This is a genomic window from Streptomyces sp. RLB3-17 (assembly GCF_007113425.2).
GTDB lineage: Bacteria > Actinomycetota > Actinomycetes > Streptomycetales > Streptomycetaceae > Streptomyces > Streptomyces mirabilis_D.
Window position 1 is genome coordinate 8,093,706 of sequence record NZ_CP041610.2, and the last position, 19,975, is coordinate 8,113,680.

General features: G+C 68.6%; 16 protein-coding genes. 9 read left to right on the forward strand and 7 right to left on the reverse strand.

Annotation, left to right across the window (positions count from 1 at the left end):
• Position 1 precedes the first annotated feature (1 nt).
• Complete coding sequence (locus FNV62_RS36565) at positions 2–1,300, forward strand: YrhB domain-containing protein (RefSeq protein ID WP_164331819.1); 1,299 nt, start codon at positions 2–4, stop codon at positions 1,298–1,300.
• 69 nt (positions 1,301–1,369) lie between these two features.
• Here FNV62_RS36565 and FNV62_RS36570 read toward each other — a convergent pair whose 3' ends face one another.
• The 4 genes from FNV62_RS36570 to eccCa form a co-directional block, all read right to left on the reverse strand.
• Positions 1,370–1,789, reverse strand: a complete 420-nt coding sequence (locus tag FNV62_RS36570) for a hypothetical protein (RefSeq protein WP_143603098.1) — start codon at positions 1,787–1,789, stop codon at positions 1,370–1,372.
• A gap of 161 nt (positions 1,790–1,950) precedes the next feature.
• Complete coding sequence (locus FNV62_RS36575) at positions 1,951–4,023, reverse strand: DUF6571 family protein (RefSeq protein WP_143628359.1); 2,073 nt, start codon at positions 4,021–4,023, stop codon at positions 1,951–1,953.
• Positions 4,023–4,472, reverse strand: a complete 450-nt coding sequence (locus FNV62_RS36580) for a hypothetical protein (protein WP_143628361.1) — start codon at positions 4,470–4,472, stop codon at positions 4,023–4,025. The genes FNV62_RS36575 and FNV62_RS36580 overlap by 1 nt, the downstream gene beginning before the upstream one ends.
• Before the next feature lie 148 nt (positions 4,473–4,620).
• Positions 4,621–8,580, reverse strand: coding sequence for a type VII secretion protein EccCa (eccCa, locus tag FNV62_RS36585; protein WP_143609365.1), 3,960 nt, complete (start codon positions 8,578–8,580; stop codon positions 4,621–4,623).
• A 411-nt stretch (positions 8,581–8,991) separates the two neighbouring features.
• Between eccCa and eccD the strand changes: the two genes are divergently transcribed.
• Positions 8,992–10,500 carry a type VII secretion integral membrane protein EccD gene (gene eccD, locus FNV62_RS36590; RefSeq protein WP_211180227.1) on the forward strand — a complete coding sequence of 503 codons (1,509 nt, stop codon included), beginning with the start codon at positions 8,992–8,994 and terminating at the stop codon, positions 10,498–10,500.
• A 77-nt stretch (positions 10,501–10,577) separates the two neighbouring features.
• Here eccD and FNV62_RS36595 read toward each other — a convergent pair whose 3' ends face one another.
• Positions 10,578–10,916: a DUF397 domain-containing protein gene (locus tag FNV62_RS36595; RefSeq protein ID WP_143603101.1), complete on the reverse strand. Its 339-nt coding sequence runs from the start codon at positions 10,914–10,916 to the stop codon at positions 10,578–10,580.
• Between the two features lie 265 nt (positions 10,917–11,181).
• On the opposite strand from FNV62_RS36595, the gene rpsO reads away from it, so the two are divergent.
• The 5 genes from rpsO to FNV62_RS36620 all read left to right on the forward strand — a co-directional run bounded on the left by rpsO (position 11,182) and on the right by FNV62_RS36620 (position 16,729).
• The gene (gene rpsO, locus FNV62_RS36600; RefSeq protein WP_037741887.1) at positions 11,182–11,469 is read left to right on the forward strand and encodes a 30S ribosomal protein S15; all 288 of its coding nucleotides are present in this window, start codon (positions 11,182–11,184) and stop codon (positions 11,467–11,469) included.
• A gap of 400 nt (positions 11,470–11,869) precedes the next feature.
• The gene (locus tag FNV62_RS36605; protein ID WP_054232805.1) at positions 11,870–14,086 is read left to right on the forward strand and encodes a polyribonucleotide nucleotidyltransferase; all 2,217 of its coding nucleotides are present in this window, start codon (positions 11,870–11,872) and stop codon (positions 14,084–14,086) included.
• On the forward strand, positions 14,083–15,462 hold the full coding sequence (locus FNV62_RS36610) for a M16 family metallopeptidase (RefSeq protein ID WP_097286472.1): 1,380 nt from the start codon (positions 14,083–14,085) through the stop codon (positions 15,460–15,462). Before FNV62_RS36605 ends, FNV62_RS36610 begins: the two co-directional genes overlap by 4 nt.
• A 26-nt stretch (positions 15,463–15,488) precedes the next feature.
• Positions 15,489–16,241: a 4-hydroxy-tetrahydrodipicolinate reductase gene (gene dapB, locus FNV62_RS36615; protein ID WP_097286473.1), complete on the forward strand. Its 753-nt coding sequence runs from the start codon at positions 15,489–15,491 to the stop codon at positions 16,239–16,241.
• 32 nt (positions 16,242–16,273) lie between these two features.
• A complete protein-coding gene (locus tag FNV62_RS36620) occupies positions 16,274–16,729 on the forward strand; it encodes a hypothetical protein (RefSeq protein ID WP_143628363.1) in 456 nt (151 codons plus the stop codon).
• Positions 16,730–16,881: 152 nt separating this feature from the next.
• Here FNV62_RS36620 and FNV62_RS36625 read toward each other — a convergent pair whose 3' ends face one another.
• Together FNV62_RS36625 and FNV62_RS36630 are read right to left on the reverse strand one after the other, a co-directional pair.
• Positions 16,882–17,439, reverse strand: a complete 558-nt coding sequence (locus FNV62_RS36625) for a hypothetical protein (protein WP_143609367.1) — start codon at positions 17,437–17,439, stop codon at positions 16,882–16,884.
• Positions 17,440–17,561: 122 nt separating this feature from the next.
• Positions 17,562–17,801 carry a hypothetical protein gene (locus tag FNV62_RS36630; protein ID WP_143628365.1) on the reverse strand — a complete coding sequence of 80 codons (240 nt, stop codon included), beginning with the start codon at positions 17,799–17,801 and terminating at the stop codon, positions 17,562–17,564.
• Positions 17,802–18,004: 203 nt separating this feature from the next.
• Here FNV62_RS36630 and thyX point away from each other — a divergent pair, with 203 nt between their 5' ends.
• Entirely contained in the window at positions 18,005–18,745 is a 741-nt protein-coding gene (gene thyX / locus FNV62_RS36635) for an FAD-dependent thymidylate synthase (RefSeq protein ID WP_054232799.1), read from the forward strand.
• Positions 18,746–18,955: 210 nt separating this feature from the next.
• The gene (gene dapA, locus FNV62_RS36640; RefSeq protein WP_054232798.1) at positions 18,956–19,855 is read left to right on the forward strand and encodes a 4-hydroxy-tetrahydrodipicolinate synthase; all 900 of its coding nucleotides are present in this window, start codon (positions 18,956–18,958) and stop codon (positions 19,853–19,855) included.
• Positions 19,856–19,975: the final 120 nt, after the last annotated feature.

Sequence of the window (19,975 nt, forward strand, 5' to 3'; positions counted from 1 at the left end):
CATGGACCGCCCCGACCAGCGGGCCGCGGTCTGGCTGGCCCACACCTACCGCGGCCTCGTCGAACTGTCTGTCCCCCATCCGGTGCACGAGACCCCCACCGCCTGGATGTTCGCCTGCCGCACCCTGAACCAACCGGGCTACCCCGCCACCCCCATGCTGGCGGCCTCGGTCGTGGTCCCGAAGGACGGGAGTTCGCCGTTCCACCCGTCGGCCAGCGATCCCCTCGCGGATCTGGACCCGGCCGACGGGCAGAAAGCGGCCGCGAGGGTCACCGACCAGGCCCGCAGGATCAACGCACGCGGTTGCGTGGTGACCGTGCACTCCGCCATTGACGGTGCTCAGTCGACCCCGTTGCCCTGGCAGCCGTCGGACGAGGCCCCCGGCTGGTGGGCCAGGCTCACGCGGCGCTACTTCCCCGCCTTCGAGCAGGTGGCGGTGAGCGACTGGGACTCGGTGATCAGGGCGGTGGCCGAACCGGGCCCGGACACCCGAGGCCTCGTCTGGGTCCGCCGGGAACTGGGCGGCGCCGAGGCGACCGGCAATCTGCTGTACGCGCACAACCACAAGGGCCAGGTCGTGTTCCTGGACGCCCAGGTAGGGGGTCTGGCGAAGCTCGACCCGTCCGACGCGCTGCGCGACTTGGTCCTCATGCGGGCCGTACCTCGGGCACAGCCCCCGCGCCGGCCTTGGGAAGCGGAGGCACACGACTACTCGTCCGCGCTCCGCAAGGCGCAACTCTGGCTGGACCAGGCGTATCACGGAGAGGCCGAACTGGTCGATCCCGCACCGCAGGACGAGATCCGGCGAGGCTGGGTCTTCGCGTGCAACACAAAACGCCATCTGCGCGACGGACGCTGGCAGGACGCCATGCTCGACGCCACGCTGGTCGTACCCAGGGAAGCAACCGCTCCGTTCGGCCTTCCCAACTCCGACCCATGGACCTGGCTGCAACGCTGGGACGCCGGCGGGACTCCCGGATCCGCGGGATTCCCCGTCTCGCCGCCTCCCGGTCACGCGGCATGGTTCGAACCCACCCTGTCCGGCCTGGGGTCCGTGCTCTCCGCGACCGAACACGCGGACTGGGCAACGGTGATGGACGAACTCTCGGGTTACCCGGTCGAGGCCCGAGCCGTGATCTGGGTCCGTCGCGTCGACGCGAGCGGCCGGGAGTCTGTCGGCCGACTGTTGAACGCGGTGCACACCGCGCACGGCGTGATGCTGGTCGACGGTTCCACGGATTCTGCCGTGGCGTTCGATCAGGTCGGAATCCGTGGTCTGCACGTCATCCGTTATCGCTGACCCCCGCATCGGCAGCCACGGGCGCTCACACGGACACGGCCGGACACTCGCGGCATTCCGCGCGCTGCGCTACTGGCAGCCCTGCTTCTCCATGGCCTTCGGGAAATAGGAACGGAGGAAGGAGCGCAGGGCATCGCGCCGTTCCGAAACCTTCTCAGGAACGTTCTTCTGCAGCTGAACCAGCACGGCGAACTTTTGCTGCTTTCCCTTGTAGGCGCAGTCGGCGACCGCCATTGCTCCACGGTCGGCGATCACGGCCTCGTCGCCGATGTCGGCAGCCGCGGGACTCCCCAGGCGTACGAGTGCCCGATCCTGGACCTTGATGGGATCGGTGTCGCCGGCAACGACATCTCCCGAAAGATAGACGACCAGCTTCTGGTCCACCAGCAGACGGCAGCGTGGACTCTCCGGGCCGGCGTCGTACGACTTCTCGGTGAGTTTCTTCCCGTTCGGAAGGAGGGGGGACAGCGAGTCGGAATCGACGGTCACACCGCATGCCTTGTCCGGGACCGCGTAGTCGCGAGATCCCGAACAAGCCGTCGCCGTCAGAAGGACCACGGTCACAGCAGCGGCGGCGACACTTCGCGTACAGCGCTGAGATCCTCCCGTACGTGCCGCGAGCCGACCCGGAAGCAGAGAAGTACCGTTGTTCACTGATCGCCTGCCAGTCCCTGAGCACGGCCATTGCCGTCGAAGGCGGCGCCGTTGATCTCCGATGTAATCGTGTACCTGTTGTTGTTGCCGTGGTTCGGGTTGGCGTCCATCCACAGGTCGGCCAGCTTCTGCAGTTGGTTCTCCCGCGCGGTGAAGACCTCGCCGTTCTGCCGGGCGGTCTCCTCGTTGATGCGTGCCTGCTCGTCCAATTGCCATTGGTAGGCAAGGGCGTCGACGCCTCGCTGCGCGGCATCACCGACCACCGGGATGAAGTTCACGGCACCACCGAAGCCGTGATACAGCCACTTGGCGTCCCACGAAGGGTCGTGCTTGTCCGTCTTGAGGGCCTCATAGCGGGCCTCTTCGAGGAATCCGACGGTGTGGCCTGCCCGGAGCAGCGTTTCCTTCGGGTCGCTCGGATGGTCCGCGTAGATGTCGCGCACCATCTCCCGGTTCAGGCCGTCGTTGAGTATTCCGTAGGCGTTCTGATCACGTGACACCTGCTTCGTCACTTCCAACAGCTGATGTCGATCGAGCTGTCTCGGGTCGCCGTGATCGTCCGCGAGGGAACTCGCGGTGTGATTGACCTCGTCGCCGTAGTTCACCAGCACTTTGGCCATGTCATCGCGCATCTCGGGAGCGAAGTCGTCGCCCACACCCGAGATGATCTTCAGTGAGCGATCGAGGACGTGCCGGTTCTCGGCCGTGTGCTCCACGGGAACGGCGTGGGGGTCGTTGGGATTGACGCCCGTGGCGGCGGCGACGAGGGCATTCCCTGTCGCGTCACGCGACTGGTTTCCATCGTTGCTGTTCAGGGGGGTGTCGTCGAATGTGGGGCGATCCTTGAGGACCCACTCGGCGTTGTCCTGGGGATCCGTCCTGTTGAAGAAGTCGGTGGCCGCGTCAGGGCTGTTCGAGAGAGCCGTCATGAATCCGGTCATCGGATCCCGGCCGAACTCGTCGCCCATGAAGTTCATCTTGGGCATGGCGGGTCCGCCCACGCCACCGTTCCAGTAGTGGTCCGGTAGCTTCATCTTCTTCTCGGTCGACACCAGGGCGTCACCGTACTTGTTCAAGAACGAGTCGTTGTAGTCCCCGACTCGCATGAGGTTGCTCATCAGCTGGAAACCGTAGACCTGTGTTCCACGGGTCTGGATGCGATCGTCACCCAACTGGACCATGTCGTCCTCCCAGTGCCGCATCGCGGGGGAATCCGACTGTGTCGCTCCTGCGAGAGTGAGACTGAGATTCTTCTGGAATTCGCCGAGCTGATCGAGGCGCGCCCGCTGCAGATCGCCGCCGTCCGAGGGATCGGAGAGGTCGGCCCAGAAATCCAACGTCCCCTTCGGGCCGAGGGTGGTGGCGAACCTCTCCTGGAAGAGCGGGTCGTTCTTGTAGCCGGCGAGATTCCGGTTGAGTTCGTCAAACTCCTGGGGAGACATCGAATCTCCCTTGTTCTTGATGAGATTCGCGTACTTCTCGGCGTCCTCCAGGGCCTTGGTCGCCGAATCCCTGTCGCCGTAGGAGGCGCCGGAGAACCCGTACTCGGCTTGCTCGACGATTACGCGCAGCGCCTCGGACGCGGTCTCGTCGCTGTGCGTGGCTCTGCCGAGAATGCGCTGGACGTCATCGCGTAGCTCGGTCACATCCTGTTCGCTGTGATCAGGGACCGTGGTTCCCCTGGCCGCACGATCAGGATGGATGTTCATGGTGACGGTGAAGGAGCCGTTGCCGGTGTCCATCACTGTGAGGTTCTTCTTGAGCCCGCGTGATATCGCCTCGTTGAGCTGCTCGTGGTAGCTGACGAGCTCCTCGTGAGTGTCCTTGAGGATGTTGCGGATGGTGCTGGCCTCGGTGTGGGCGTCAGTGAACTCGCCCGCCGTCTTGGTGATGAACTCGCGCGAGACAGTGGCGTTCACGCCAGCCCAATTGGCCTTGTCCGCCAGGCCTTTGAGTCCCCCACGGGCGTTCTTCTCAAGGGTCTCCAGGTTCCCCACAACCCGAGTCCAGTCGGCTATGGCGGTACCGAGCGACGCGAAGTTCCCAAAACGGAGCGTATCCAGATCCATCAGTGCCCCTTCCCCCCGTCGAAGCCCTTGTCGAGCGTGGAGATGCTGCTGATCTGGCCGCCGATGTAGTACTCGTCGCCCTGATGGACCTTCTTCGTGAAGTCCATATGGTTGGAGATATGGGCGCACGCGTCGAGGAGCGACGTCAGTTGTTCTTCCCAGCGGCTCTGCACGCGGTCGATGGCTCCACCCAGTGTGAAGCCCTGGGTCTTGAGATCCGACGCCGCTGTCTGGCTGCTGGACCAGGCGTCACGCCCATACCGGCCCAAGTCTTCCCACAGCTTGAACGCCCGGTCGCCGATCGCGGCGAGATCTTTTTGGTCAACGGTCAGATCACCCTGCGGGGTGCTGCCACCGCCACCGTCGGCCGGCAGCTGATTGAGCTGCATGCGCGCGGATTGTTTCTGCGCTGCTTGGTTCTTCAGCTGCTCCCATTCGTCCCAAGCCACGTACGGATCCTCCCCGTTGTTCCCGTGTACGCGGCCGTCGGACCGACGGCCGCCGGGCTACTTCAACGTACCAATGGAACAGATCTGTCGCCGCGGAGCTGTCGAGTGCGAAGACTTTCGCGCGCACTTCATCAGTACTCCACACTCATCAGTACTCCACACTCATCAACCCGGTCTGAACCAATGGCTTTCCCCGCTTACGAGAGACAAAGACGCCCCGACCCGCAGGCATCGCCCGAGGCCGCACTCCGCCCAGGACGTCTCCCTCGCCCGGATCGCCGGCGAGCACCACACCCTGCGCACCCAGCTCCTTCATCCGCTGCATGAACGGCTCGTACGAGGCGCGTCCCGCGCCGGCGGTCGACCGGGCGATGATGAAGCGCACGCCCACATCCCGCGCGAATGGGAGCAGTTCCGTCAGACCGCCCAGCGGGTTCCCGCTCGACGTGGACACGAGGTCGTAGTCGTCGACCACGACGTACACCGTCGGGCCGCGCCACCAGCTCCGCTCCCGCAGCTGCTGCGCGGTCACGTCCGCCGTGGGTGTCCGGCGTTGCATCAGCTCCGCCAGCGCGCTCATGTGGTGGTCCATGGCGTTGGACATGGGGATGTACTCGGCGAGGTGCGTGGACGGGGTGACGTCCAGCAGTGAGCGCCGGTTGTCGACCACGAACAGCTTGCAGTCGTCGCCCGAGTAGCGCTCCGTCAGCTGCTTGATCAGCAGGCGCAGCAGGTTCGACTTGCCCGACTCGCTCTCTCCGAAGACGAGGAAGAACGGGTCCTGCTCGAAGTCGACGAAGACGGGTTCGAGGTTGTCCTCGTCGAGCGCGAAGGCCACGCCGCGGTGCGGGGAGTGGTCACCCGGAGGCAGTTGCCGCGCCGGGAACTCGCGGGGGAGCAGCCGGACTTCGGGGGCGCCGGGCGCCTGCCAGTGGCGGGACACCTCCGTCGCCAGCGCAGCCGTCGCGTCGGCGAGGTCCGTGTCCGACATCAGACCGTCGATGCGCGGAACGGCGCCCATGAAGTGCAGCTTCCCCGGCGCCTGGCCGCGGCCGGGCACGCCCGTGGGGACGTTCACCGCCACCTTGCGGTCCAGCTCGGAGTCCATCGTGTCGCCGAGGCGCAACTCCAGGCGGTTCATCAGGTGGTCCTTGAGGTTCGCCCGGACCTCCATCGACCTGGACGCGGTCAGGACGAGGTGGATGCCGTAGCCGAGGCCCCGTGCGGCGATGTCCAGGACGATGCTCTCCACGGCCTCGTAGTCCGCGCGGAAGTTGCCCCAGCCGTCGATGACCAGGAAGACATCACCCCACGGCTGGTCGGTCAGGGAGATCTGGCCGCGCGCCCGCTTCGTGCGGAACTCGGCGATCGACGAGATGCCGGAGGAGCGGAAGTACTCCTCGCGGCGCGTCATGACGCCGTACACCTCGGCGACCGTACGCCGCACCTTCTCCGGGTCGAGGCGCGAGGCCACACCGCCGACGTGCGGCAGTCCGGCCACGGCCGACATGCCGCCACCGCCGAAGTCGAGACCGTAGAACTGCACCTCGTGGGGGGTGTGGGTGAGCGCGAAGGAGGCGATCAGGCTGCGCAGCAGCGTCGACTTGCCGGACTGCGGACCGCCGACGATCTGCATATGGCCGGCCGCGCCCGAGAAGTCGACCCACAGCGGGTCGCGGCGCTGCTCGTACGGCTTGTCGACGAGACCGACGGGTACGACGAGCCGCCCCGCCCCCTCGTAGCCGGGCTGGGTGAGCCCGCGCCCCTGCACCGCGGCCAGTCCCGGGAGCAGCCCGTCTAGCGACGGCGGGCTGTCCAGCGGCGGCAGCCACACCTGGTGGGCCGCCGGGCCCTGCGCCTCCAGACGGCGCACGATCACATCGAGCACGGTGTCGGCCAGGGCGTCGTCCGTCTCCGGCGTCTCCTCGCGCTGCTGGGGCACGGCGGCGTACCGCACCGGCACCTCCGCCGCGGTGAACAGCACCGGCCGCCGGTCCACCGGCAGCGCGCCGCCGAGCGCGGACCGGGTCGGACCCGTGCGGTACACCCCGGAGACGTACGCCGCCTTGAAACGCACCATCTCGTCGGTGCCGAACTTCAGGAAGCCGGAACCGGGCACGTTCGGCAGTTCGTACGCGTCGGGGACGCCCAGCGCCGCACGCGACTCGGCGGCGGAGAACGTCCGCAGGCCGATCCGGTACGAGAGGTACGTCTCCAGACCGCGCAGCCGGCCCTCCTCCAGGCGCTGCGAGGCCAGCAGCAGATGCACGCCCAGCGAACGGCCGATGCGGCCGATCTGCACGAACATCTCGATGAAGTCCGGCTTGGCGGTCAGCAGTTCGCTGAACTCGTCGATCACCAGCACGAGGGACGGTATCGGCTGGAGCGGCGCCCCGGCCGCGCGCGCCTTCTCGTAGTCGTGGATGTTCGCGTAGTTGCCCGCGTCGCGCAGCATCTCCTGGCGGCGGTTGAGCTCACCGCGGATGGAGTCGCCCATGCGGTCGACCAGCGTCAGATCGTCCGCGAGGTTGGTGATCACGGCTGCCACGTGCGGCATCTGCGCCATCCCGGCAAAGGTGGCACCGCCCTTGAAGTCCGCGAGGACGAAGTTCAGCGTCTCCGACGAGTGCGTCACCGCCAGACCCAGCACCAGCGTGCGCAGCAGCTCCGACTTGCCCGAACCCGTCGCGCCCACGCACAGCCCGTGCGGGCCCATGCCTTCCTGCGCGGCCTCCTTGAGGTCCAGCATCACGGGCCGCCCGTCCTCGCCGACGCCGATCGGCACGCGCAGCCGCTCGGCGAGCGAACGCGCCCGCCAGGTGCGCTTGGTGTCCACCGAGGCCGCGTCTCCGAGGTTCAGCAGATCCGTGAACTCCAGGTTGGCGAGCAGCGGTTCGTCGTCGTCCCCGCCCGAGGCCATGCGCAGCGGCGCCAGCTGCCGCGCCAGCGCCTCCGCGGACTCGTACGAGAGGGCATCCGGTGTGCCCTCGTAGACGATGCCGTGCCCGGACTCCAGATGCAGCGCGTGCGGCTGCACGACGATGGAGAGGTCACCGCGCGCTCCGGACAATTCCTCGGGGACGACCTCGAGGACCGTCACCCCCTGCAGTCCCTCGGGGGCGGCCAGGACGGAGTCCGGTGGTAGCGACAGGCCATCGAGTACGACGACGATGTGCGGTTCGTCCGGGAGCGGGGAGGCATTCGGGTGGAAGCGTGGGCGCCCCGTCAGCCGGGTGGCCAGCAGCTGTTCCAGCTCGCGCGAGTCGCTGCCGATCAGCCGGCGGCTGCCCGCGCCGTCCACCGTGTCGGAGAGCTGCACGTGCGGCAGCCACTTGGCCCACTCCCAGTGCGAGAGCTCCGCACGCCCGGCCGCGACCACGATCACCAGGTCCTCGGGCGAGTGCAGCGAGGCCAGCGAACCGGCCAGAGCACGCGCAGAGGCACGCACGGACTGCGGATCGCCGCTGACCGTGACGTGGTAGAAGGCGCGCAGTGAGACGGCCATCGGCAGCGCGTCCAGGACGCCGTGGGTGGCCACGAAACGCTGCATCGCGCCCGCGGTCAGCGGCTCCAGCTGGTCGACCGGACCTGTCTCGGGGGAGACCAGCGGGGTGGCCAGCGACTGCGGACCGAGGCCGATGCGCACCTGGGCGAAGTCCTCGTCCCCCGGCCGCCGTTCCCACACCCGGCTGCCCTCGGCGACCAGCGCCCACAACTGCTCGGGAGAAGGATGCAGGTAGTACTGGGCGTCGCGCTGTGCTTTCCCCGTGTCCAGGGCCGTGCGCCGGGTCTGCGACAGATAGCTCAGATAGTCGCGGCGCAAGTCCGCGAGCTGGCCCTGGGAGCCGCGACGGAAGCGGACGACCATCGCGATGGACATGGCCACCGTCGACGCGATCATCACCATGCCCATGATCTTCATGAACGGCTGCCCGTTCGTGAAGAAGAAGACCACCGAGCCGCCCATGCCGAGCGTCGGCAGCAGCTGCATGAGGACGCTCTCCTGGTGCCCGCGCGGAAGCTCCGGCGGCGGTTGAAGGACGACCTCTTCCGTGGGCACTTCGGACGGCAGCGCCCGAGGTGGGCGCTTGACGATGATTTGGCTCACTGCTCACCAATTCCCTTGCCGGCCCCAGGGTCTTCCGCCCGCCGCCCCGTGTCAGGCGGACGCAGGCCGCCGCGTGATCCTACTGACTTACTACTGACTTCATGGGAGACGGGTGGGCGGTAGGGTGCCGGATGTTCGCGTGAGCACACGCGAACGAGGCCGGAAAATCAGGGCATTCCGCGCGATGTGGTGGTGTGCGGAACCCGGGAACCGGCCGCACGGACCTCTTTCCGCCGCCTTGCCGCACCGTCGGCCGGGCGGTCCGGACAAAGAGACGCAGGACCTTCACACCATGGCCGCAGAACCACCGCGGCCGCGCGCGCCGTTACGTCCGCGCAACCGACGCAGACGCACGAGCATGACCGAAATCGCAGACGCAGGACCATCATTGAGGGGGAGCAGCAGGTGAGCATGACGGCCTCCGCGACAACCACCGGAGCCGGAGGGCCGGGACCCGGAGCCCCTCACGGGGCGGGCACGGGCCTCGGCTTCTGCCGGGTCACCATCGTCGCGCCCGACAGCCGGATCGACGTGGCGCTGCCCGACGACATCCCGGTCGCCGACATCTATCCGGAGATCCTCAGGCTCTCCCAGCAGAGTCCCGCCCAGGGCGCTCCGGTCGGTTACCACCTCGTACGCCGCGACGGCACTGTCCTCGACAGCTCGCGCTCCTTCGCCGCGCAGCGGATTCTCGACGGCGAACTCCTCACCCTGCGCCCCTTCTCCGAGTCGCTGCCCCCCGCCGTCTTCGACGACGTGTCAGAGGCGGTCGCGTCCGCGGTCACCCGTGAACGCACCCTGTGGAGCGGCGATCTGACGCGCGCCGCGGGACTCGTCGGCGGTGGCGTCCTGCCGACGCTGCTCGCGTTCGTTGCCTGGACCGCCGATCCGCGCCACGACATGCACAGCCTGCCCGGCATCCTCGCGGGCGTCACCGGTGTACTTCTTGTCGTCCTCGCCGCGATCCGTGCACGGATCTACGACGACCGGGCCTCCGCCGTCGCGCTGGGACTCGGCGCGCTCCCGAACGTGGGCGTGGCGGGCTCCGGGCTGCTGTCGCTGGCGGGCGGCGAGGGCATCGGCAAGCTGCAGTTCCTGCTCGCCTGCGCCGCGGTGCTGGTGGCCTCGGTGGTTCTCACCCTGTGCTCGCCGCGCGGCGACGGCCCGTTCGTCGCCTTCGTGTTCGCCTCCGCCATCGCCCTGGTCGTGGTGTTCGTGGCACTGCTCGTGCACTGGACACCCACCGAGATCGCCGCGCTGTGCGCGCCCGTCGCCGTGGGAGCACTGGCCTTCCTGCCGGGCATGTCCATGCGCTTTGCCCGCCTGCCGATCGGCTTCGACCCGCCGAACGCCACTCCGCGCAGCGCGTACGCCGCCGATCCCGCCCCGCCGGAGCCGGTCGACGCCGAACGCATCGAGGCGCAGGCCCGCCGCGGCCACGAACTCCTAGTCGGGCTCGTGGGCGGCTGCGCGCTGCTCGCCGTCGGCGCCTCGGTGGTGCTCGGCTTCTCCGACAACGTCTGGGGACAGCTGCTCGCCTTCGCCACCGGCGTCGCCATGCTGATGCGCGCCCACCTCTTCCGCTACACCACCCAGGTCGCGCCCGTCCTGGCCGCGGGCCTCGGCGCTCTCGTCCTGCTCGGCCTCGGCCTGGCGCTCAACCCGCCGCACGCTCTGATGCGCGACGCCCTCACCGGCGACCGTGCGGACCTCGACATCCGCACGATCTGGCTCGTCGCGGCGATCGCGGCGGCGGCAGCGCTGGTCACCTCACTCGGCCTGATCCTGCCGCGCGGCGGCCTCACCCCGTTCTGGGGCCGCTTCCTGGAAGTCGCCGAAGGCTTCGTGCTGCTCACCCTGATCCCGCTGGCCCTCGCCGTCTTCGACGTGTACGGCGCGGCCCGGTCCATGACCAGCTGATCACCGAGCCGAGAACGGGGAGGGCGGTCGACTCACCGGCCGACCGCCCTCCCCGTCTCTGTCGCTCAGCGCGTCGCCTACTGCGCCGCGAGCCCGCCACTGTGCGGCGCCGGCTCCAGATCGAACTCCCCGTCGCGCGCCCCCAGCACAAAGGCCCGCCACTCCGCCTCCGTGTACCGCAGGACCGTGTCCGGGTCGAGGGACGAACGCATGGCCACCGCGCCCTCGGGCAGGTGCGCGATCTCGACCCGCTCCTCGTGTTCCTCCGTGCCCGGCGCGCTGTGCCATTCGACGTCGGAGATGTCCAGGGCGTAGAGCTCGTCCTTCTCCCGCTCCTTGCGCGCCTTGACGTCGGCGGCCGTCTCCGCCGCACTGTCCTTGTCCGCTACGCCCGCTGCGTCCGCTGCCTCGGCCATGTTCAAGCGGCCCCTTCCCCACGTACGAATGACCTGTGCGGTCACCCTAGTGGCCAGGCCCGCGTCACCAGGAAGGTTCGGAGACCCGGACAGACGCATCCGGCCAGGCTGGTACGCTGTGTGACGGCCGTTTGTGTACGCACCCCCGGAGCCCATCGTTCTGGAGGCCGCGCCCAGCGGATCCCCGCCTCCCGAGTAACGGAAGCTCCCCTGAGATGTGGACCAGGGGCACTCGGTGGCTACTCAGAGACTACGAGGAGTACGCGTGTCGCTCGACGCCGCTACGAAGAAGCAGATCATCAGCGAGTTCGGTCAGAAGGAGGGCGACACCGGCTCCCCCGAGGTCCAGGTCGCCATGCTCTCGCGCCGCATCTCGGACCTGACCGAGCACCTCAAGACCCACAAGCACGACCACCACTCCCGTCGTGGTCTGCTGATCCTGGTCGGTCAGCGCCGCCGGCTGCTGCAGTACCTGGCCAAGAAGGACATCCAGCGCTTCCGTGCGCTGGTCGACCGCCTGGGCATCCGCCGCGGTGCGGCGGGCGCCAAGTAAGACGCCGTGAAGGGAGCGGTTCCCACCTCTTGGGAGCCGCTCCTTTTGCTGTACGTGCCGATGCCGTGAGTATTGCCGTACGCACTGCCGTACGCACTGCCGTACGTCTCTGTACGTGCGGAGTGTCACCGACGCTTTGTAGTGTGGTAGCACAACGCAATACGCAGGACACAGCACGTACGACACAGCGTGATGACTCCGTACCCGCCGGGTAGGGACCGTCACGTCAACGAACGAGGAGACGCGCACCGCACCGCCGCCGGTCCTCGGTAGTGGCCCCCGGGGGAATGAGATCCCGGGTGCTTCGATCGAAGACCGGCCCGCACCAGACGGAGCGCTTCTCCGCCACCGTCCCCCTGCCACACGGGCAGGCCGGGACGAAGACGAGGAGAAAACGCTAGTGGAGAACGAGACCCACTACGCCGAGGCCGTTATCGACAACGGTTCCTTCGGCACCCGCACCATCCGCTTCGAGACGGGCCGCCTGGCCAAGCAGGCCGCCGGCTCCGCCGTGGCGTACCTGGACGACGACACCATGGTGCTGTCGGCCACCAGTGCTTCCAAGAAGCCCAAGGACAACCTCGACTTCTTCCCCCTCACGGTGGACGTCGAGGAGCGGATGTACGCCGCAGGCAAGATTCCCGGCAGCTTCTTCCGCCGCGAGGGTCGTCCCTCCGAGGACGCCGTCCTCACCTGTCGTCTGATCGACCGCCCGCTGCGCCCGTCCTTCAAGAAGGGCCTGCGCAACGAGATCCAGGTCGTCGCCACGATCATGGCCCTCAACCCCGACCACCTGTACGACGTCGTGGCGATCAACGCCGCCTCCGCGTCCACGCAGCTGGCCGGTCTGCCCTTCTCCGGCCCGGTCGGCGGCGTCCGCGTCGCGCTGATCAACGGCCAGTGGGTCGCGTTCCCGACGCACACCGAGCTCGAGGACGCCGTCTTCGACATGGTCGTCGCCGGTCGCGTCCTGGAGGACGGCGACGTCGCGATCATGATGGTCGAGGCCGAGGCCACCGAGAAGACCATCCAGCTGGTCAAGGGCGGCGCCGAGGCGCCGACCGAGGAGGTCGTCGCCTCCGGCCTCGACGCCGCGAAGCCCTTCATCAAGGTCCTGTGCAAGGCGCAGTCGGACCTCGCCGCGAAGGCCGCCAAGCCGACCGCCGAGTTCCCGATCTTCCTCGACTACGAGGACGACGTCCTCGAGGCCCTGACCGCCGCGGTCAAGAGCGAGCTCGCCCAGGCGCTCACCATCGCCGGCAAGCAGGACCGCGAGGCCGAGCTGGACCGCGTCAAGGACATCGCCGCCGAGAAGCTGCTCCCGCAGTTCGAGGGTCGCGAGAAGGAGATCTCCGCCGCGTACCGCGCGCTGACCAAGAAGCTGGTCCGCGAGCGCGTCATCAAGGACAAGGTCCGCATCGACGGCCGCGGCGTCACGGACATCCGTACGCTCGCCGCCGAGGTCGAGGCCATCCCGCGCGTGCACGGCTCGGCGCTGTTCGAGCGTGGCGAGACCCAGATCCTGGGCGTCACCACCCTCAACATGCTCCGCATGGAGCAGCAGCTGGACACCCTCTCCCCGGTGACCCGCAAGCGCTACATGCACAACTACAACTTCCCGCCGTACTCCGTCGGTGAGACGGGCCGCGTGGGCTCCCCGAAGCGCCGCGAGATCGGCCACGGCGCCCTCGCCGAGCGCGCGCTCGTGCCGGTCCTGCCGACCCGCGAGGAGTTCCCCTACGCGATCCGTCAGGTGTCCGAGGCCCTCGGCTCCAACGGCTCGACCTCCATGGGTTCGGTCTGCGCCTCCACCATGTCGCTGCTGAACGCCGGTGTGCCGCTGAAGGCCCCCGTCGCCGGCATCGCCATGGGTCTGATCTCCCAGGAGATCGACGGCCAGACGCACTACGTCGCCCTCACCGACATCCTCGGTGCGGAGGACGCCTTCGGCGACATGGACTTCAAGGTCGCCGGCACCAAGGAGTTCGTGACCGCCCTCCAGCTCGACACCAAGCTGGACGGCATCCCGGCCTCCGTCCTGGCCGCGGCCCTCAAGCAGGCCCGCGACGCCCGCCTCCACATCCTCGACGTGATGATGGAAGCGATCGACACGCCGGACGAGATGTCCCCGAACGCCCCGCGGATCATCACCGTCAAGATCCCCGTGGACAAGATCGGTGAGGTCATCGGCCCCAAGGGCAAGATGATCAACCAGATCCAGGAGGACACCGGCGCCGAGATCACGATCGAGGACGACGGCACCATCTACATCGGTGCCGCCGACGGCCCGGCCGCCGAGGCCGCCCGCGCCACGATCAACGGCATCGCCAACCCGACCATGCCGGAGGTCGGCGAGCGCTACCTGGGCACCGTCGTGAAGACGACGACCTTCGGCGCGTTCGTGTCGCTGCTCCCGGGCAAGGACGGTCTGCTGCACATCTCGCAGATCCGCAAGCTCGCCGGCGGCAAGCGCGTGGAGAACGTCGAGGACGTCCTCGGTGTGGGCCAGAAGGTCCAGGTCGAGATCGCCGAGATCGACTCCCGCGGCAAGCTCTCCCTCATCCCCGTGATCGAGGGCGAAGGCGACGACGACAAGAAGGACGACACCGACCAGTGACGTCTCGTAGCTCCACGGCGACGGCCCGCACCTCTTCGGAGGCGCGGGCCGTCGCCCGTACCCAAACTCTCATCAAGGGCGAGAACGGCATCGGTACGGTCCGTAAGACCACCCTCCCCGGCGGCCTGCGCATCGTCACCGAGACCCTCCCCTCCGTACGCTCGGCCACCTTCGGGATCTGGGCGCACGTCGGCTCCCGCGACGAGACGCCGACGCTGAACGGCGCCACGCACTACCTGGAGCACCTGCTCTTCAAGGGCACCTCCCGGCGCAGCGCCCTGGACATCTCCTCCGCCATCGACGCCGTCGGCGGCGAGATGAACGCGTTCACCGCCAAGGAGTACACGTGCTACTACGCGCGTGTGCTCGACACCGACCTCCCGCTCGCCATCGACGTCGTGTGCGACATGCTCACCGGCTCACTGATCGAGCAGGGCGACGTGGACGCCGAGCGCGGCGTGATCCTCGAAGAGATCGCGATGACCGAGGACGACCCGGGCGACTGCGTGCACGACCTGTTCGCGCACACCATGCTCGGCGACACCCCCCTCGGCCGCCCGGTCCTCGGCACGGTCGACACGGTCAACGCCCTCAGCGCCGACCGCATCCGCCGCTTCTACAAGAAGCACTACGACCCGACGCACCTCGTGGTCGCCTGCGCGGGCAACGTCGACCACAACAAGGTCGTACGCCAGGTCCGCGCCGCCTTCGAGAAGGCCGGCTCCCTCAAGGAGAGCGCCGTCGAGCCGATCGCCCCGCGCGACGGCCGCCGCGCCATCCGCACCGCGGGCCGCGTCGAGCTCCTCGGCCGCAAGACCGAGCAGGCCCATGTCGTCCTCGGCATGCCGGGCCTCGCCCGCACCGACGAGCGCCGCTGGGCCCTGGGCGTCCTGAACACCGCCCTGGGCGGTGGCATGTCCTCCCGCCTCTTCCAGGAAGTCCGCGAGAAGCGCGGCCTGGCCTACAGCGTGTACTCGTACACCTCGGGCTTCGCCGACTGCGGCCTCTTCGGCGTGTACGCGGGCTGCAGGCCGAGCCAGGTCCACGACGTGCTCAAGATCTGCCGCGACGAGCTCGACCACGTCGCCGAGCACGGCCTCTCGGACGACGAGATCGGCCGCGCCATCGGTCAGCTCCAGGGCTCCACCGTCCTCGGCCTGGAGGACACCGGCGCGCTGATGAACCGTATCGGCAAGAGCGAGCTGTGCTGGGGCGAGCAGATGTCGGTCGACGACATGCTGGTCCGGATAGCGTCGGTCACCCCGGACGAGGTCCGTTCGGCCGCCCGCGACATCCTGGGACAGCGGCCCTCGCTGTCGGTCATCGGCCCGCTCAAGGACAAGCAGGCCTCGCGTCTGCACGACGCGGTCGCGTAATTCCCGTCTCGGTAAGGAACGAAGCAATGAGCAAGCTGCGCGTGGCGGTCCTCGGTGCCAAGGGCCGGATCGGGGCCGAGGCGGTACGAGCCGTCGAGGCCGCCGAGGACCTGGAGCTGGTGGCCGCGCTGAGCCGCGGCGACGAGCTGGAAGCGCTGGTCGCCACCGGCACCCAGGTCGTGGTCGAACTGACGACCCCGGCCTCGGTGATGGGCAACCTCGACTTCTGCGTACGGCACGGCATCCACGCCGTGGTCGGCACGACCGGCTGGACCGACGAGCGGCTCGCGCAGCTCAACGCCTCGCTCGCGGCGTCCCCCGAGACGGGCGTGCTCATCGCGCCCAACTTCTCCATCGGGGCCGTACTGACCATGAAGTTCGCCGAGGTCGCCGCGCCGTACTTCGAGTCCGTCGAGGTCGTCGAGCTGCACCATCCGAACAAGGTGGACGCCCCCAGCGGCACCGCCACGCGCACCGCCCAGCTCATCGCCGCGGCCCGGGAGCGCGCGGGCAGCGCCCCGCAGCCCGACGCCACGGCGACCGCCCTGGACGGCGCCCGCGGCGCGAACGTCGACGGCGTACCGGTGCACGCGGTCCGTCTGCGCGGGCTCCTCGCCCACCAGGAGGTCCTGCTGGGCGGTGAGGGCGAGACCCTCACCATCCGCCACGACTCCCTCCACCACAGCAGCTTCATGCCGGGCATCCTGCTCGGCGTCCGCCGCGTGGTGACCGCCCCTGGCCTCACCTTCGGCCTGGAAAACTTCCTGGACCTCGGCTGAGCCGAGGGACGTACAACAGATAGTCGGCAGACATGCGTGCGAAGATCACCTACGCCGTCACGGCAGCCGTCCTGGTCGTCTATTTCGTCCTGGTCGGCAGCCGAGGCGTGCTGCTCATCGAGAACGGCACCCTGATCACCGTCAGCTTCGGTGTCGCGGTGCTGATCCTGCCGGTCATCGGCATCTGGTTCCTGTGGAAGAACACCCAGTTCGTCCGCAAGGCCAACCGGCTCGCCGCCGAGCTCGACGCCGAGGGCGGCCTGCCCGTCGACGAGTTGAAGCGCACCCCGGGCGGCCGCATCGACCGTGACTCGGCCGACGAGGTCTTCGCCAGGCGCAAGGCCGAGACCGAGGACGCCCCGGACGACTGGCGCAGCTGGTTCCGCCTCGCGGTCGCCTACCACGACGCCCGCGACACCCCGCGTGCCCGCAAGGCGATGCAGCGGGCGATCGCCCTGCGCGAGGGCAGGCGCCCCGCCGAGGCCTGAGAGCCACGACGCACACGAGAAGTGCGACGAGCGGCACGGCGAGAAGGACGTCGAAGGGGCCGGCCCGCGGAGTGCGGACCGGCCCCTTCGCCCTGCTACGAGATGCCCGGCCACGACGCCCTGCCACGGCACCCCGTCATGACCGCTGGGGCTCAATCCCGCCGGTATTCGTCGGCCCACACCTCGACGGCGTCCGCCGCCCGGTCGAAGGCCTCCGGGCGCGCCAGGAAGTCGGAGTTGTGCGAGGTGAGCAGCGGCGGCACGCTGTCCGCCGCCCGACCCTTGCGTACGAGGATCAGTGCCTGCCCCTGCACGGTGCGCGGCAGCCCGAGCCAGCGCACCGGCTGCTGGACGGTGCGTACGGCGACGACCTGCTCCCAGGACGCCGTACTCGTGCTCAGGAAGCCCACGCGGCGCAGCCCCCGCGCACTCACCCAGACGCCCATCCGCAGCAGCCGCAACGCGCACAGGATCACGAGCACGGACCCACCGAAGCAGACCAGGGCGGCGGAGCGGCTCCCCGTGAGCGCGACGAGCACGGCCGCGACGAGCACGTAGGAGGCGAGCAGCAGCACGAGCGCGGCGAGGGCCACCCGCCAGGGCCCGGGCCGGTAGGGGCGCCGCCAGCGGCCGCGGTCGTCGAAGGGCAGGGCGAGTTCGTCCGCCGCCTCGTCAAAGTCACGGTCCGCCGTCAGGAAGGGCAGGGGCACGACTGATCCTCACTCAATCCACGCATGGGCTGTGCCCGGTGAGGCTATCGAGCGGGGTCCCCGCTCACCACCCTTGGGGGGCCATGGGGGTGCCCCCACGCCCATTGGGCAGCGGGGGAGGGTCAGCGGCCGTTGGAGGCCTCGGAATGCTGGGTCGTCGCGGACGACTGGTCGAGCGACAGGGCCGGCATCCCGATGATCAGCGCGCCCACCAGCCCGGCGACCACGGTGAGGCCCAGGAGCCAGCGGCCGAATATCTCGCCGGCCGACGAGCGTCGGCGGGGTGGGGGAGCGACATTGCTGCGGAACTGGTCGGCTTCTGCGATGAAGGCGAACGGTACGGGCTCGCGCCGACGGAACATGGGGGTTGCTTCTCCTCTGGAGGCTCGAACGGATCACTGTCACCAATACAGACGAGCGATTGCCCCAAGAGGTGCCCGGAATCACCGAATTCGCTGAAGTTCGCCGACGAATGTCGCGGCACGGCACCGAACGCCCCGTTGTCAGTGGCGGGCCGTAGAGTGGGCGCCGCCCGAGAGATGTGATGGGAAGGACCCTCCGCACCGTGACCGACACCCCCGCCGACGACCTCAAGCCCAGTTTCCGCAGCGATGTCACCGTCGAGCTGGTCAAGCACACCGCGTCCGACTCGGACGTGCTGTTCGCCGCCCGGGTCTCGACCCTCGGTGAGCAGTCCCTCGACGAGCTCCAGAAGGACCCGGAGCGCTCCAAGGGCCTGCTGAACTACCTGATGCGGGACCGGCACGGCAGCCCCTTCGAGCACAACTCGATGACCTTCTTCGTCAGCGCCCCGATCTTCGTCTTCCGCGAGTTCATGCGGCACCGCGTGGGCTGGTCGTACAACGAGGAGTCGGGCAGGTACAGGGAGCTCGAGCCGGTCTTCTACGTCCCGGACGAGTCCCGCAAGCTGGTCCAGGAGGGCCGCCCCGGCAAGTACGTCTTCGTCGAGGGCACCCAGGCGCAGCAGGAGCTCACGGGCCGCGTGATGGAGGACTCCTACCGACAGGCGTACGAGGCGTACCAGGAGATGCTGGCCGCCGGTGTGGCCCGCGAGGTGGCCCGTGCCGTCCTCCCCGTCGGCCTCTTCTCCTCGATGTACGCCACCTGCAACGCACGCTCCCTGATGCACTTCCTCGGTCTGCGCACCCAGCACGAGCTCGCCAAGGTCCCGTCCTTCCCGCAGCGGGAGATCGAGATGGTCGGCGAGAAGATGGAGGCGGAGTGGGCCAAGCTCATGCCGCTCACCTACGCGGCCTTCAATGCCAACGGGCGCGTGGCGCCGTAAGGCGCTCCCGCGCGCCGTTCGGCACAGATGTGCGGATCAACCGAGCGAGGTGTCCGTATTGCGGCATTTCGAGAAGTTCATCTAGCCTGATCAAACGGACCCGGCACTGCTTGAACCCCCGAGCAGGCAGTGCCGGGCTCCGCATTTGTCGCGCTTTGTCGTGTCCCCCGAGGGCAGACCCCGCCCTGAGCAGCGAGTAGCGTGTTACCCATGGCTCCGACCTCCACTCCGCAGACCCCCTTCGGGCGGGTCCTCACCGCCATGGTCACGCCCTTCACGGCGGACGGCGCACTCGACCTCGACGGCGCACAGCGGCTCGCCACCCACCTGGTGGACGCAGGCAACGACGGCCTGATCATCAACGGCACCACCGGTGAGTCACCGACCACCAGTGACGCGGAGAAATCGGATCTCGTACGAGCCGTACTCGAGGCGGTCGGCGACCGCGCCCACATCGTCGCGGGCGTCGGGACGAACGACACCCACCACAGCATCGAGCTCGCCCGCGCCGCCGAGAAGGCCGGCGCGCACGGCCTGCTGACCGTGACGCCGTACTACAACAAGCCCCCGCAGGAGGGCCTGTACCGTCACTTCTCGGCCATCGCCGACGCTACCGAGCTGCCGGTGATGCTGTACGACATCCCCGGCCGCAGTGGCGTACCGATCAGCACCGAAACCCTCGTGCGGCTGGCCGAGCACCCGCGTATCGTCGCGAACAAGGACGCCAAGGGAGACCTCGGCCGAGCCAGCTGGGCCATCGCCCGCTCCGGACTCGCCTGGTACTCCGGCGACGACATGCTGAACCTGCCGCTGCTCTCCGTGGGCGCGGTCGGCTTCGTCTCCGTCGTCGGCCACGTCGTCACCCCGGAGCTGCGCGCCATGCTGGACGCGTACGTCTCGGGCGACGTACAGAAGGCCACCGAGATCCACCAGAAGCTGCTCCCCGTCTTCACCGGCATGTTCCGCACCCAGGGCGTCATGACGACCAAGGCCGCGCTCGCCCTCCAGGGCCTGCCCGCCGGACCGCTGCGCGCCCCGATGGTCGAGCTGTCGCCCGAGGAGACCGCCCAGCTCAAGATCGATCTTGCCGCCGGCGGGGTAGAACTCTAAATACGGACTTCACAACTGAATATGCACGACAACGCAGGCCAGGGGCCTGCACCCCACACAGACAACTGCTACTGCACGAACGTCATGCGCGCCACGTGCCTTGCCAGGTACGTGGCGCGT

Coding starts and splice junctions, on each gene's coding strand:
- eccD (WP_211180227.1), top strand. CDS start 8,992: ATGACGGCCTCCGCGACAACCACCGGAGCCGGAGGGCCGGGACCCGGA.
- FNV62_RS36630 (WP_143628365.1), bottom strand. CDS start 17,801: ATGTTCCGTCGGCGCGAGCCCGTACCGTTCGCCTTCATCGCAGAAGCC.
- FNV62_RS36565 (WP_164331819.1), top strand. CDS start 2: ATGGACCGCCCCGACCAGCGGGCCGCGGTCTGGCTGGCCCACACCTAC.
- FNV62_RS36620 (WP_143628363.1), top strand. CDS start 16,274: ATGCGTGCGAAGATCACCTACGCCGTCACGGCAGCCGTCCTGGTCGTC.
- dapB (WP_097286473.1), top strand. CDS start 15,489: ATGAGCAAGCTGCGCGTGGCGGTCCTCGGTGCCAAGGGCCGGATCGGG.
- dapA (WP_054232798.1), top strand. CDS start 18,956: ATGGCTCCGACCTCCACTCCGCAGACCCCCTTCGGGCGGGTCCTCACC.
- FNV62_RS36595 (WP_143603101.1), bottom strand. CDS start 10,916: ATGGCCGAGGCAGCGGACGCAGCGGGCGTAGCGGACAAGGACAGTGCG.
- FNV62_RS36575 (WP_143628359.1), bottom strand. CDS start 4,023: ATGGATCTGGATACGCTCCGTTTTGGGAACTTCGCGTCGCTCGGTACC.